The 13,357-nt window shown below is 55.6% G+C and carries 11 protein-coding genes; 7 read left to right on the top strand and 4 right to left on the bottom strand.

Features of this window, described 5'->3' with window-relative positions; genetic code table 11:
• Window positions 1-3: 3 nt before the first annotated feature.
• Entirely contained in the window at window positions 4-1,872 is a 1,869-nt protein-coding gene (locus DRW39_RS18045; protein WP_116108480.1) for a cation:proton antiporter, read from the bottom strand.
• Between the two features lie 82 nt (window positions 1,873-1,954).
• Here DRW39_RS18045 and DRW39_RS18040 point away from each other — a divergent pair, with 82 nt between their 5' ends.
• The 3 genes from DRW39_RS18040 (at window position 1,955) to ppgK (ending at window position 4,023) form a co-directional block, all read left to right on the top strand.
• Entirely contained in the window at window positions 1,955-2,242 is a 288-nt protein-coding gene (locus DRW39_RS18040; protein WP_198664936.1) for a hypothetical protein, read from the top strand.
• A gap of 37 nt (window positions 2,243-2,279) precedes the next feature.
• Window positions 2,280-3,158, top strand: coding sequence for a peptidylprolyl isomerase (locus DRW39_RS22675; RefSeq protein ID WP_116108478.1), 879 nt, complete (start codon window positions 2,280-2,282; stop codon window positions 3,156-3,158).
• 67 nt (window positions 3,159-3,225) lie between these two features.
• Window positions 3,226-4,023, top strand: coding sequence for a polyphosphate--glucose phosphotransferase (gene ppgK / locus DRW39_RS18030; protein WP_116108477.1), 798 nt, complete (start codon window positions 3,226-3,228; stop codon window positions 4,021-4,023).
• Window positions 4,024-4,053: 30 nt separating this feature from the next.
• Here the strand turns inward: ppgK and cysS are convergent, their stop codons facing one another.
• The 3 genes from cysS to DRW39_RS18015 form a co-directional block, all read right to left on the bottom strand.
• On the bottom strand, window positions 4,054-5,544 hold the full coding sequence (cysS, locus tag DRW39_RS18025) for a cysteine--tRNA ligase (protein WP_116108476.1): 1,491 nt from the start codon (window positions 5,542-5,544) through the stop codon (window positions 4,054-4,056).
• A 188-nt stretch (window positions 5,545-5,732) separates the two neighbouring features.
• Window positions 5,733-6,347, bottom strand: a complete 615-nt coding sequence (locus DRW39_RS18020) for a DNA-3-methyladenine glycosylase family protein (protein WP_116108475.1) — start codon at window positions 6,345-6,347, stop codon at window positions 5,733-5,735.
• Window positions 6,348-6,443: 96 nt separating this feature from the next.
• Entirely contained in the window at window positions 6,444-6,980 is a 537-nt protein-coding gene (locus DRW39_RS18015) for a flavin reductase family protein (RefSeq protein ID WP_116108474.1), read from the bottom strand.
• 182 nt (window positions 6,981-7,162) lie between these two features.
• On the opposite strand from DRW39_RS18015, the gene DRW39_RS18010 reads away from it, so the two are divergent.
• The 4 genes from DRW39_RS18010 (at window position 7,163) to DRW39_RS17995 (ending at window position 12,583) form a co-directional block, all read left to right on the top strand.
• On the top strand, window positions 7,163-7,924 hold the full coding sequence (locus DRW39_RS18010; protein ID WP_157976204.1) for an MbnP family protein: 762 nt from the start codon (window positions 7,163-7,165) through the stop codon (window positions 7,922-7,924).
• Window positions 7,925-7,950: 26 nt separating this feature from the next.
• A complete protein-coding gene (locus DRW39_RS18005) occupies window positions 7,951-8,964 on the top strand; it encodes a cytochrome-c peroxidase (RefSeq protein WP_232830183.1) in 1,014 nt (337 codons plus the stop codon).
• Window positions 8,965-9,013: 49 nt separating this feature from the next.
• Window positions 9,014-10,132, top strand: a complete 1,119-nt coding sequence (locus tag DRW39_RS18000; RefSeq protein ID WP_116108471.1) for a cytochrome-c peroxidase — start codon at window positions 9,014-9,016, stop codon at window positions 10,130-10,132.
• Window positions 10,133-10,384: 252 nt separating this feature from the next.
• Window positions 10,385-12,583 carry a T9SS type A sorting domain-containing protein gene (locus DRW39_RS17995; protein ID WP_116108470.1) on the top strand — a complete coding sequence of 733 codons (2,199 nt, stop codon included), beginning with the start codon at window positions 10,385-10,387 and terminating at the stop codon, window positions 12,581-12,583.
• Window positions 12,584-13,357: the final 774 nt, after the last annotated feature.

The raw sequence follows: 13,357 nt of genomic DNA, 5'->3' as shown, positions 1-13,357 counted from the left end.
GCATTAGGCTTCCACCTCCCTCGTCAATTGCCGGGCTGAATTTTCGTTGAGGTCACCCAGTGGTTCACCGATGTAGTAGAGGGTATCGCCGGCTGATACGGACAGGGGGCGGTCGTCATTAGCGGGAACGAAGGTGATATCACCGTACTCGGTACAACGCAGGTAGAGGGGAATCGCGCGCTCCTCCCGCAGCCTTTCGATGAGTTCGGGCAGGTCGTCCGGATCCACAAGCTCGATGGCGTTGACGGCACCGAAATTACGGGCCGCGCGGTTAAAGAGGAGGTAACTCACGTAATGTCCGAAGAGGGCTTCCTTGCTGTAGCGTTGTAGCTGGATTTCCTTACGTGTAACCAGGCGGTACGCCCCCCGTATTCCCTTTCGGTTGCGGTAGTTATTCAGCAGGTAGAAATTGTCCTCGTCATTGCCGGTCAGGGCGAGCACGTAGCCGATATCCGTGAAGTCCAGTCGGCTATCCAGCTCATCGGAGTTCAGCTGGGCGTGCACGGCGGTCAGGTTGTTTTCCTCGGCGATATCGCACTCCGCCCGGTTGGAAGAGACCAGGATGACTTCCCGCCCGGAATCGATGAGGGAATGGGCAAGCTGTCTCGATCCTTCCGATGCACCAAAGATGAGGACGCCGCTTCCCTTCGGCAGGCTGACTTTAAGCTTGTGGGCCAGGAAGCCCGCCAGGGTCGCATTCAGGAGGACGGTACCGAGCACGATCAGAAAGACGAGGGGGGTGATGTATTCGGCGTAGGCCACGTTCTGCTCCGCCAATTCAATACCAAACAGGGAAGCGACACCCGCAGCCACGATACCCCGGGGGCCGACCCAACTGATGAAGGCCTTGTCCCGCCAGGTGAGGTCCGAGGTCGACAGGCTCCAAAACACCCCAAGCGGACGCGCCAGGAACACCACGATCAGGAAAACGTACAGACTCTCCTGGTTAAGGACCAGCGCGATCTGATCGACGGTCATATTCGCCGATAGCAGAATGAAGAGCAGCGAAATGAGGAGGAGGGTAAGACTCTCCTTAAAGTCGAGAATATCATGAAGGAACGGAACCTCCCGGTTTGCCAGATAGGCACCCATTACCACGGTGGTAAGCAGCCCGCTTTCGTGGGCGATGGTGTCAGAAATCAGGAAGGCACCGACGACGAACCCTAGGGTAACGATATTGAGCAGAAACCGAGGAACGTAGAATCGGGAAATCAGGATAAACAACAGGTGCCCCAGCACGAAGCCGAGACCTATCCCCACCAGACCCGATTGGAAAAATTTGATCAGCGAGTTGTAAACGGTCGCCTCCGGGTCGTAGTAAGCGACAATGAAATTGTAAAAGAGAACGGCCAGGAAGGCGCCCACGGGGTCGATAATGATGCTTTCCCACTTCAGGACGGTGGCTACCTGTCTTTTGACATTGATCTGCCGCATGATCGGCGCGATAACCGTGGGGCCGGTAACAACGATAAGCGTCGAAAACAGAAACGCGATCTGCCAGCTAAGCCCCATGATGAAGTGGGCCGCTAACCCGGCCACGATGGTAGTCGTGAAGGCTCCGTAGGTGGTCAGTCTTAGAATACTATCCGCCATGCCGCGAATCTCTTTGAGCTTCAGCGTCAGCCCTCCCTCGAACAGGATGAGCCCGATCGAGAGGGACACGAAACTGTAGAGCAGGTTGCCGGGGAAAAGTCCGGTGCCGGCTTCACTATCAAAACGGGGACTGAGGAGGCGATGGCCGGAGTACCACTCCCAGGCCGGTCCGATGAGAATACCCGCCAAGATAAGGGGTAAGATAGCCGGTACACGCAGGCGCCACGCGATCCACTGCGCGAGTACGCCGATGATGATCAGGCTTCCGATTTCGTACATGGAAGTAAATCGCTTGTGCTCCGAAGTTGTTTCAATGCGGCGGAGCTATCTTCGCCGGAAGTATGTCAGAAACAATGCCTCTTTGACCCGTAGCGAATTCGATGCTTCTCTTTCCGCCGCAGAGCCGCCAGCGGACCTATCTCTTCCGCTTCAGTCGATGTGGTGGCTAGGTAAGAACAATTGGGATCACGCCCACGATCTCATCGATTCCGCCCCCGGCTCCGAGAATGCGTGGGTGCACGCCCATCTCCACCGGATCGAAGGCGATGAATCAAATGCAAACTACTGGTATCGCCGCGCCGGTCGCGAAACCCCCGACTACGGCTTGAGCAAAGAACGCGACGTTCTCCTGGCGTTCTTTCTAGACTAGTGAGCCGGTCACCGCGTTAGACCCAAAAACTATTGTAATGCGCCTCGCCCTTTTATTGCTACCCCTTCTTAGCTTAACGTACTGTGCCCGCCCGGTCGCGAGCTTTACGACGCTTTCAGAATCAGATGTTGCCGCGGCCGATACGGTTCGCTTTGCTAATCGTTCGGAAAAAGCGGAAAGCTATCTTTGGGATTTCGGAAATGGCCAGACGAGTACGGAAACCGATCCGAGTATCCGGTATTTTAAGTCGGGCGATTACGAAGTGAGCCTGACCGCTACGAACGAAAAAGGAAAATCCAGAACCACCACCCAAACCATCAACGTGACTCCACCCGAAGAATGCCTTATCCGCATCGAAACACCCCAGGGCGATATGCTGGCCCGGCTGTACGATGCCACCCCCCAACACCAGGACAACTTTGTCAAACTGGCGCAGGAAAACTTCTACGACAGCCTGCTCTTTCATCGGGTCATTTCGGGATTCATGATTCAGGGAGGCGACCCGGAGAGCCGCGGGGCCGGACCCAACGACCGCCTGGGCAGCGGTGGCCCCGGCTACCAGGTACCAGCTGAGTTCGATCCTAGCCTCGCCCACGTTAAGGGCGCGATTGCGGCCGCCCGGACCAACAACCCGCAGAAGCTCAGCAGCGGTTCCCAATTTTACATCGTGCAGGGGCGTCCGGTTACGGAGGCCGAACTGAATCGTCAGGAAGGGCAAACGGGCGTGCGTTACCCAAGCGAAGTACGCGAAGCTTACCTGGAGCGGGGCGGTGTGCCCTTTCTGGACCAAAACTATACCGTCTTCGGCATGGTGATCGAAGGGTTGGACGTGATTGACAAGATTGCGGCCGTCGCTACGGGAGCGGGTGACCGCCCGAAGGAGGACGTCTCCATGAAGATTTCTCTAGTCCGTTAGGCTTGCTTCGAATTTCGACGCCCGAAGCGCTATGTCGGGTCGGAAGCAAACCACTATATTCACCGCCATGGGAGAAAACAGCGGATCAAAGAGCACGACTATTCTGGGTGTTGATGTAGGTGCCACCGGTTTCAAAGGTGGTTTAGTGGATGTCAAGACCGGTACCATGCTGACCGAGCGACATCGTTTCGACACGCCGCAGCCCGCCACCCCCTCGGCTATGGCTTATACCTTTCGGAGCCTGGTCGACCATTTCGAGTATAGTGGTATCGTTGGTGTAGGCTTCCCGGCCGTGGTCAACCGGAACGTCGCTAAAACGGCTGCCAATATCGACAAGGGCTGGATCGGGACCTCCATTTCAGAAACCTTCGGTAAGTCAAGGGACGTATCCATCTATGCCCTGAACGACGCTGATGCCGCCGGCATCGCCACCATGAATTACGGTACGGGCCGTTCGCATAAAGAAGACGGAACGGTGGTGATGATCACCATCGGTACCGGCCTGGGCGGAGCCATGTTTATGGACGGCGAACTGATCCCCAACTTCGAACTGGGTAGTCTGTACCTGAAAGGAATGGACATCATCGCCGAGAAATTCATCTCCAATAAGATCCGGAAGGATACCAATATGGACTGGAAGACATTCGGCAAGCGGTTCAACAAGTATTTAAAGCACGTCAATGCCATCCTGAATCCGGACCTGATTATCCTGGGCGGCGGTGGAAGCAAGTATTTCCAGGACTACAAGAAATACCTGAAGGTTGATTGCCAGGTCAAAGCCGCTGAAATGCGCAACACGGCCGGTACCGTAGGCGCCGCCGTCTACGCTTACCAGCGGCATCATCGTAAAATGGCTGCGGTGTAGTTGCGGATGGGCTTCCAGCCAAATCGTTGCCTATATCGACCAGGTGGCTCCCTTTTTACCGTCCTTCACCGTAATGCCGGCGTCCTGTAACGCGTCGCGTAGCTTATCGGATAGCGACCAATCCTTATCGGCACGGGCCTGGGCGCGGATATCCAGAATAATCTGCATCACTTTGTCCAGCGCTTCTTGTTCGGCTCCGCCGCTGGCCGCTTGATCGCGGAGTCCCAATACATCGAAGAGCAACGTACCCAAACCCTTGCGGAAACGGCCGAGCTGTTCGGCAGAAATCTCGTCCAGGCTTAGCTGTCCGCCCTTCAGCGCATTGATCCGGCTGACGAGCTCGAAGACGCGTGCCAGCGCTTTCGGCGTATTGAAATCATCGTCCATTTCGGCGTAGGCGGCTTCCAATCCCGCAGCCAGTTCCTTACCAACCGTACCATTCTGTGCGGAGCCGGTAGCTTCCAAATCCTGAAGGATCGTCCATGCTTCCAGCAGCCGCTGGTATCCTTTCTTGGCCGCCTGAAGGGCTTCATCGCTTAGATCCAGTGTGCTGCGGTAGTGACTCTGCAGCATAAAGAAGCGAACGACCATAGGATCATAGCCTTCGGAAACGTGATCGCTGTCACCGGAGAACAGTTCTTCGGGGGATATCGTGTTTCCGTCCGACTTCGACATTTTCTTGCCGTTCATCAGGAGCATATTGGTGTGTAGCCAGTAGCGGGCTCCCCCGTGATCGCAAGCCCCGACGTTCTGCGCGATCTCGTTCTCGTGGTGCGGAAATTTCAGGTCGTTCCCCCCTCCGTGGATGTCGAATTGGGGCCCCAGGTATTTTGTACTCATAGCGGAGCACTCCAAGTGCCAACCCGGGAAGCCGGCTCCCCAGGGGCTGTCCCAACGAAGAATGTGGTCGTCCGAAGCATTCATCCAGATGGCAAAATCGGAGGGGTTACGCTTGTCACGCTGCGACTTCAGTTCCCGGCTCTCGGCCATCAATTCCTCGATGCGTCGGCCGGAAAGTTCGCCGTAGCGCTCGTCATTGGCCTTGTTATAGGCTTCCACGTCGAAGTAAACCGAACCGTTGACCTCGTAAGCATAGCCGTTATCGAGAATCTCCCGCACCATCTCGATCTGCTCGATGATGTGACCGGTGGCCCGCGGCTCGATGCTCGGCGGCAGGGCATTGAAGGTCCGCATCATGTCGTGGAACTGGTTGCTAAACTTTTGTGCCACTTCCATGGGTTCGAGCTGCTCCAGTCGCGCGCCCCGGCTCATCCGGTCTTCCCCGTCATCCGTGAGGTGACCGACGTCGGTGATGTTACGTACGTAGCGCACCTTATACCCCTTCGTTATCAGGTAGCGATAGATCACGTCGAAGCTGACGAAAGTGCGGCAATTGCCCAGGTGAACGGGATTGTATACCGTTGGGCCACAGACGTACAGGCCCACGTGGCCTGCCACCAGGGGTTGAAAGACCTCCTTCGTCCGGGTAAGTGTATTGTAAAGAGTCAGCTCGCTGGGCATGCGGGGTAGTTTGTGGGCGGCGAAATTACGGGATTTTGGGTGGTTTGGGGTCAGGTGGTCGCGTGTCAGGTGTCGTGTGCCCGGTTCCCGACTTGCAGTCGGAGTGGTGGCGGGTCGGTGTGGATACGGTGGTGGTTGAACCTCAGGATGCGCCATGACCGCGGGCGGAGCTCACGAACCCCGCCTTCTTAAACCTCCGTACTATCCATCTCCCACAGGTACCGACTGGCATAGCTGCGGTAGGGTCGCCAGGGCTCGGCCGCCTCGATCATGGCTCTGACGAGCGCCTTGCCTTTTAGATGGTGCAGGTCAAAAAGGGCAACCAGGTTACGACGTACTACCAGATCATCGATGGGAAGCAGGTCGGGGCGGTGCAGGACAAACATCAGTACCATCTCGACGGTCCATTGTCCGACGCCCTTGATCTGAGTAAGCAGATCGATAATCTCCTGGTCGCTATATCGGCTCCAATCTTCGTTGATCAGCTTATGCTCCAGCCAGAAACCGGCGACATTATGGAGGTAGCCGGCTTTGGGTCGGCTCATGCCAACCGCACGCAGATCAGTACCGGACATCTCCAATAATTGCTCGGGATGGGGATAGCCGTCCGGAAAGATGCCCAGGAAACGTCCGAAGATGGTCCCCGCCGCCCGGCCGCTCAGTTGCTGGTAAGTGATGGAGCGGATTAGCCCGAAGTAAACATCCCCTCCGTGGTCCGGTCGCTGCTGCAGACTGTGCTTTTTTACGATGGGTGCCAGCCGCGGTTCCCGGCTTAAATGCGCGATAATGGACGGGTCAGTCATAGCAGGTGTAAAATGAGACCGGGCCGAAGAGTTCGTCTCTTCGGCCCGGCACGGGTTCTGGTCGGTGAAAGACCGGAACGATAATCAGTATATTATTTAGCTCCGCGGCGAGGTTCCCTCGTAGTGCTTGCGGGTATCGGCCTCCGTGATGGGCTGGTCACCCTTGCTGGTCGCCTTTACGATACGGCCCACGAAGAGCAGGTGATCGCCCGGTGTGGTCAGCGCATCTTCGAGTTTACACTCCAGGCTGGCGATACCGCAATCGAGGATGGGAGCGCCCGTTTCGCCTTCGGTGTAGCTGATGCCGTTCACCTTGTGATTGCTGTAGTCTACTTCGGTCTGTTGGGCGAATCGCTTGATCAGTTCTTCATCCTGTTTACCTAGTACACTGAGCGAAAAGGATTGGGCCTTCTGGATCGTTTCGTTGAGGTCGCTGTCCTTCTGGACGGCAATCGTAATCAGGGGCGGATTGAAACTGGACTGCATCGCCCAACTAACGGTGGCGGCACTCACCCAATCTTCCTTGCGGGTTTCGAGATCCTCACCGCCTTTGCGAGTGGCTACGATATAAAATCCGTAGGATAATTGCTTTAACGCTTTGTCTAATTGCTGGTCGGCTACTTCGGTGGCCATAAATTATGATAGTTTACTTTGGTTATTAGAGTAATCGCTTATGCAACGAATGCAATTTCGTCGTTGTTCGGCTCATTTGGCAGTTGCTATACCGATAATTCCGGGGGTTTTACGAAGCCTTAGTCGGACATGGCGTGTTGTACGACCGTTACCAAAGTCGCTTTACCTGCGCGCGCCGCCCTATGAAACTACTTTCCCCCTTCCTTCTTCTTATTTTTCTTGCCGGTTGTATGGACGACGATGACGTCCGCGAAGTTGTCGAGCAAGAGCTGACCGTGGCATTCCGCGCGGAGTACGGCGGTGAACCCCTGCGTATTCAATCCGAAGCGTACGGCTACCCGACGGGCGACTCGCTCAAGATGCTCCTGTTTCAGTACTATATGTCCGATCTGGCAATTAGGGACGGCAGTGGTCGGGAGGAGTATGTCATCAACGAAATCGATCTGCTCCGGTGGAATTCCGCCAACGATGACGGCACCATTGAGCGGACGTATAAAGTGCTGCTACCGGAGGGGGAATATGGCGATCTGAGCTTTGGACTGGGCGTAAAGCCTACCCTGAACGCTATAGATCCCAATAATTTTCCGGCCGACTACGTCCTCAACGAAAATGAGTTCTGGGGTGCCCAGACTCGCTACGTCTTCGCCAAGATCGAAGCAAATGCCCTGCTGGAGGAGGACGGCCGCTTCGACACCGGCTTGACCTACCATATGGGCAGTGACTCCCTCTATACACGGATCAGTCTACAGCAACCCTTTACGGTCCGGGACGGAGCCAACTCCCGTATTACGGTCGTAGTGGATGTACTTGATGCCCTCTCCAAAAATGGAGAAACCCTCGACATTACCGATCCCGCCAAGCAGGCCGTCCACGGCGGCAACCAGGCGGTGGCCAACGGTGTATGGAAACGGCTCAGCGAAAGCTTCCGCCTGGAGGTAGACTAGTGCGGCGGCTGGGGTACATACTCCTTTTGTGCTGGCTGTCGTGCGCCGATGACCCGGGAAGTGGCGCGGAATTCGCGGCTATCCTTCACCCCGCCGATAATCCGCCGACGGAAGCCGGTATCCGGGTCGGGCGACACTTGTTCTTCGATCCGGCCCTCTCCGCCGATTCCACCATCAGTTGCGCCAGCTGCCATCGCCCGGAACTGGCTTTTACGGACGGAAAGAAGACTGCCGTAGGGATCGGTGGCCGACCAGGCGTGCGCAACACTTTAGGGCTCACCAACGTCGGCTATTTCCACCATCCCCTATTTTGGGACGGGCGCGCGGAAAGCCTGGAAGCACAGGCCCTGCACCCCATTCATACGCCCCACGAAATGGGCGGCAGCTGGCCGGAAGTTATCCGGCGGCTTAGCGACGATCCGGCTTACGTGGCGCGCTTTCGGAGTGCCTTCGGTGCGGCGACCATAGATTCGGTGTTGGTCGGCCGTGCCCTCGCGCAGTTCCAGCGATCGCTGATTAGCCGCGATAGCAAATACGACCGGGTGCAGCGGGGAGAGGCCAGGTACACGCCCGCCGAGCAACTGGGGCACGCGCTTTTCTTCGACCTGGGCGATGATGCCGCCGGACCATACGCCAACTTGCCTACCGCCGAATGCGCCCACTGCCATACACCACCGCACTTTACCAACCAGGGATACGAAAACAACGGCCTCGATGAAGCCGACGATCTAAACGCGTTTTCCGACCCGGGACGTGGAGCCATAAGCCAAAACGTTTACGATAACGGCCGCTTTCGCACGCCGGGCCTGCGCAACGTTGCCCTGACGGCCCCGTATATGCACGATGGGCGCTTCGCCACCCTGGAGGAAGTGGTCGACCACTACAATTCGGGAGGCCACTACGCCGAAAACCGGAGCCCGAACGTGCATCCGTTAGCACTTGATGCGGAACAAAAATCAGCATTAGTCGCCTTCTTACACACCCTCACGGATACTGCGTTTGTTCAAGCAGCAGTTACCTCATCCGAAGATCCGCGGTAGAACTATGGCGGCGGAGCGCAGGTATAAATGATTTTTAGCAACCCGAAAGATGCTACGTACCGCTCACATTGCCGGACTGCTGTTACTGCTGCTCACGCTGGGCTGTCGCGAGGATCCGACCGGCACTGACCCTATTGACGAAGGAACGATCACGGGTCCCAGTAACCCTACGCCCTATGTGCTTGAGGTGCCCGAGTATTTTCCTTCTCCCGTGGTTGATCCGGAAAATCCAATGTCCGAAGAGGGAGTAGACCTTGGGCGGCACCTTTTTTACGACGCTTCCATCTTCAGTACCGAGGGGAATATGTCCTGCGCTACCTGTCACAAGCAAGAATTGGCCTTTACCGATGGCTTCGGTAGGGCGATTGGGGTACGGGGCGAACCGGGACCGCGCAGTGCCATGTCACTCGTTAACTTGGCTTTCAATCCGAATGCTTTCAACTGGGACGGCAGTGAACAGAAGCTCTGGCAACAGGCCATCCATCCCGTGGAGAACATGCTGGAACTGGACAACGACTGGCAGGAGGTGATCCGGAAGTTGCGTAACCATGAAGATTACCCCGCCCGCTTCCGGGCCGCTTTCGGCATTGATAAGGTAGAGGAGATCGACCAGGAATTGACGGTCAAGGCGCTGGCCCAGTTTGAACGGACGATTATTTCCGCGGATAGCAAGTTCGATCGGGTGGTCTACCAGAATACCGAATTCTTTACCGAGGAGGAGCAACTCGGGGCGGACAGCCTCTTCTTTGTAGAAAACGTTCCGGCCGGTGTCCTGCATCCGGGTTGCGGTCACTGTCACAATGCGCCCCAGTTCGGAGATAATAAGTTCCATAACAACGGAATTACCGATGTAGAAACGATCTACGACTTCGTTGATAAGGGTAGGGGAGATATCACCTCCAACCCCTTCGACAATGGCAAATTTCGCACGCCTACCCTGCGCAATATCGCCCTCACCGCCCCCTATATGCACGATGGCCGCTTTGAGACACTGGAGGAGGTAATCGATGAGTACGCCGCCGGAGGCCACGGCGTGGAGAACGAGGATCCCAATATCACGGGCTTCCCCATATCGGAAAGGCAGAAGCGGGCTCTGATCGCTTTCCTGCACACCTTCACCGACGAATCGCTGCTGGAAAATCCGGAATATACCGCCCCCCGGGAATAAGGATGGAAGCGGAGTTACACAGATAATTATGGATCGATACGCAATTTTCTGGTAACTACCGTCGTAAATCCTACTAGTCTTTCTACCTGATGTACGAACGGCTTTAAATTAACTTGTTACGTTGTCCGGTCTTTGCCGGCCAGTTGAATAAACACTTACGTTTTCGGCTTTGCGATCTGTTGCTCAGATCATGGCTCTCCCAAGACCTTGGTTATATGGGTTTCGGCCATCCGCGCTTCCCAAATTACTCTCATGAAACACATTTACGCACTCGGTGTAGTTTTCTTTTTCGTTTCGCTCCAATTCCTATCCGCCCAAAAAGGGAATATCGTTGATTTGGTATATACCGACAATGGCGGAGTCGAGCATACCTACGCCCTCCATACCCATCGTATAGTCGGCGGTAAAAACGGATACGTCAGCGACCCCATCGTGGCTGGTGTTACCTGGGATAACGGCAGACAACAATGGGTGATCCGTGGTCACAACAGCCAGATATACTTCTACAGTAATTATAAATCGAGAAGTAACCCGCCGGATTTATCGAGTGGTAATTGGCAGCCTGAAATTCCAGGTTACATACTCGGCGTACTTGCCGGGTCGGGTACTTATAAGCTGTTACAAACGGATACCTTCACAAAACGGGATATCGGTTGTGCCGGCCAGACCGATGGACGGGTAGCCGTTGCCATTGGGAACGGTCGCCCGCCTTATAAATTCACTTGGTCGGACGGTACGATAACTAAAAACGTCTCACAGGACACCCTTAAGAATTTAGCCCCCGGCGACTATTCCGTAACGATTACGGACTCGGATATCGGCAAGGTGATACTATCGGCTACTATCGTCGACGCTCAGGCCCTGGCAATTACCAGCGCGCAGGCTACGGATGTGGCCTGCAACGGCCAATCGAATGGTAAAGCCACCATCGTGGTCGAGGGGGGTAGTGAGCCCTATGCTTACCAATGGTCGAACGGAGCCACCACGGCCAACCTCACGGATGTTCCAGCTGGAAACTACCGGGTAACGGTAACCGACGGATGTCAATCCACCGCCACGGCGGCTATAATGGTTAAACACCCGTCCTCACTGGATGCCGGTCTTTACGTTCAAAACAATCCTAGCTGTAACGGCAAAGACGATGGCATCATCAGCTCGACGGCTACCGGCGGGCCCCAGGGAACAAGCTACCGGTACCTCTGGTCGAACGGTTCGACGGAATCCTTCCTTATGGGTGTCCCGGCGGATACCTATAGTGTCACGATAACCGACGATAACAACTGTACCGTGTCGGGATCCCTCGTTCTTACTCCACTTGGGGGCCCGACCGCTACGCTCGCCGTTGATGCCGACGTAACCTGTCAAGGCGGCACCGACGGAGCGGCTACCCTGACCGTGGAGAACGCCGCCGAACCCGTTACCTACGCCTGGTCAACGGGCGCTACGACCCCCGCGGTGACCGAACTGGCGGCCGGCGAGTACACGGTGACGGCCACCGACAGCGATGACTGTTTTATTACCTCCAAGGTGACCATAAGCGAACCTCCCGCCCTGACGCTTGAGGTGGATGCCACACAGGATAATGGCTATAGCGACGGAACCGCCAAGGCCACCGCGATGGGCGGCACCGGAAGTTACACCTACACATGGACCACGGATCCTGCCCAAACCACCGCCGAGGTGACCGATCTGATGGGAGGCCAGTACACTGTCACCGTCACCGACGAAAACAGCTGTTCGTACTCCGACTCCGTTTTGGTACGAGCCTTAGGGGATAGTTGCGCTAATGCCATGCTCATCGATACGCTCTTTAATGGGGAGCTCGATATGATGCAGTACAGCCGTTCTTACGGTAATGCGGCTTACCAAATGGACACCCTCTCCAACGACGAGCTAACGGCCTACTTCGGCAACGATACCCTGTTCCATCCGGTCTACTATCGGTTCACCGGTGACGGCAACATCTACCATATCCGGACCGCCGACTGCAACGGCGACAATGCGCTTACCGACACCCGCGCGGCACTTTTTGCCGGAGCCTGTAGCCTCGATTCCATGATCCGTCGCAGCGATAATTACAGTGAGACGGACTCGATGCCGCTCATCGAAATTCAGACCGAGGAAGGCGTAGAATACACGCTACTCGTAGACGCTGGTGACACCACGCGAGGTACCTTCTGCCTCTCGGTGACCCAGATGGCTACGGTTCCGGTCCGTCGGGTAGCGCCAAGTGTCCTCCGCGTTTATCCCAACCCCACGGGCGGAAGAGTACGGTACGACAATATCGAAGCGCGGCGGGTTACCGTAAGTGACTCCTACGGCCGCCGGGTACTGCAACTGCAAGCGACCGCTAATGAAGTAGACCTGGGCAGTTTACCGACCGGCGTGTACACCCTGCAGGTCACCGACGTAAATAACAAGCTATATATATCCCGCGTCGTGAAGCGGTAGGTATATCAGGCATACGTTATAAGGAGCCGGCCCGGAGAATTCTCCGGGCCGGCTTTGTTTGTTCCCTAAGGTTTAATTCGCCGCCGGCGATATGAAAAAATAAAAGGCATAACGGGCAAATAGTTAGATCAACCAGGGGTGTATTCCGGTCGTCGCCGAAAATCTAATGCTGGTGCCCCGGAACAAAGGCATAATTAAGCAAGGTAGTATCACAATAGGAAATTGTTTTATTCGTCATATAAACACGTTCGATAAATTATAACACCTAAACCCGCACAATCACCTGTCCGGCAACCGGCGGCCATCACTTCGGCCGCGTTGCGTACTATTTCTCGGAACGTATACGGATGGGCCTGCGGGGGCCAGGGTGTCAGCAACACCCTTTTCGACCTCAATTTCTCCCATGAAGCACCGTTACCTACTGTGGGCGCTATTGCCCCTACTACTATTTCTTTCTCCCGCGCTCCATTCGCAGGATTTAACTATTGATGTAGCTTATTCCATTGAGAATGGGCGGGAGGTAACTGCCAGCCTTACTACCGCGGGTGGTAATCAAAAAAACCTTTATTCGAGCAGTAATTATACTCATTTTATTGAGTATTGGGCTGGTATTTGGATTTTAAATGCAGATTCGGGCTTGGGAGGTTACTTTAATATAGCTACCTCATCGCTTGATGCAGGCCCAAATCCCCCCGATTTCGCTTCTGGATCCTGGGTTAGCGCGGAGGGCTATACACTTACCGCACTCGAAGGCAGTGGTACCAGCGCGTCCGC

This window comes from Lewinella sp. IMCC34191, from assembly GCF_003390935.1.
GTDB lineage: Bacteria > Bacteroidota > Bacteroidia > Chitinophagales > Saprospiraceae > Neolewinella.
This window is presented reverse-complemented; position numbering and strand designations above follow the sequence as displayed.

Bases quoted from the DNA above. Each gene is read 5' to 3' on its own strand.
- DRW39_RS18045 (WP_116108480.1), bottom strand. From the start codon at position 1,872: ATGTACGAAATCGGAAGCCTGATCATCATCGGCGTACTCGCGCAGTGG.
- DRW39_RS22675 (WP_116108478.1), top strand. From the start codon at position 2,280: ATGCGCCTCGCCCTTTTATTGCTACCCCTTCTTAGCTTAACGTACTGT.
- ppgK (WP_116108477.1), top strand. From the start codon at position 3,226: ATGGGAGAAAACAGCGGATCAAAGAGCACGACTATTCTGGGTGTTGAT.
- cysS (WP_116108476.1), bottom strand. From the start codon at position 5,544: ATGCCCAGCGAGCTGACTCTTTACAATACACTTACCCGGACGAAGGAG.
- DRW39_RS18020 (WP_116108475.1), bottom strand. From the start codon at position 6,347: ATGACTGACCCGTCCATTATCGCGCATTTAAGCCGGGAACCGCGGCTG.
- DRW39_RS18015 (WP_116108474.1), bottom strand. From the start codon at position 6,980: ATGGCCACCGAAGTAGCCGACCAGCAATTAGACAAAGCGTTAAAGCAA.
- DRW39_RS18010 (WP_157976204.1), top strand. From the start codon at position 7,163: ATGAAACTACTTTCCCCCTTCCTTCTTCTTATTTTTCTTGCCGGTTGT.
- DRW39_RS18000 (WP_116108471.1), top strand. From the start codon at position 9,014: ATGCTACGTACCGCTCACATTGCCGGACTGCTGTTACTGCTGCTCACG.
- DRW39_RS17995 (WP_116108470.1), top strand. From the start codon at position 10,385: ATGAAACACATTTACGCACTCGGTGTAGTTTTCTTTTTCGTTTCGCTC.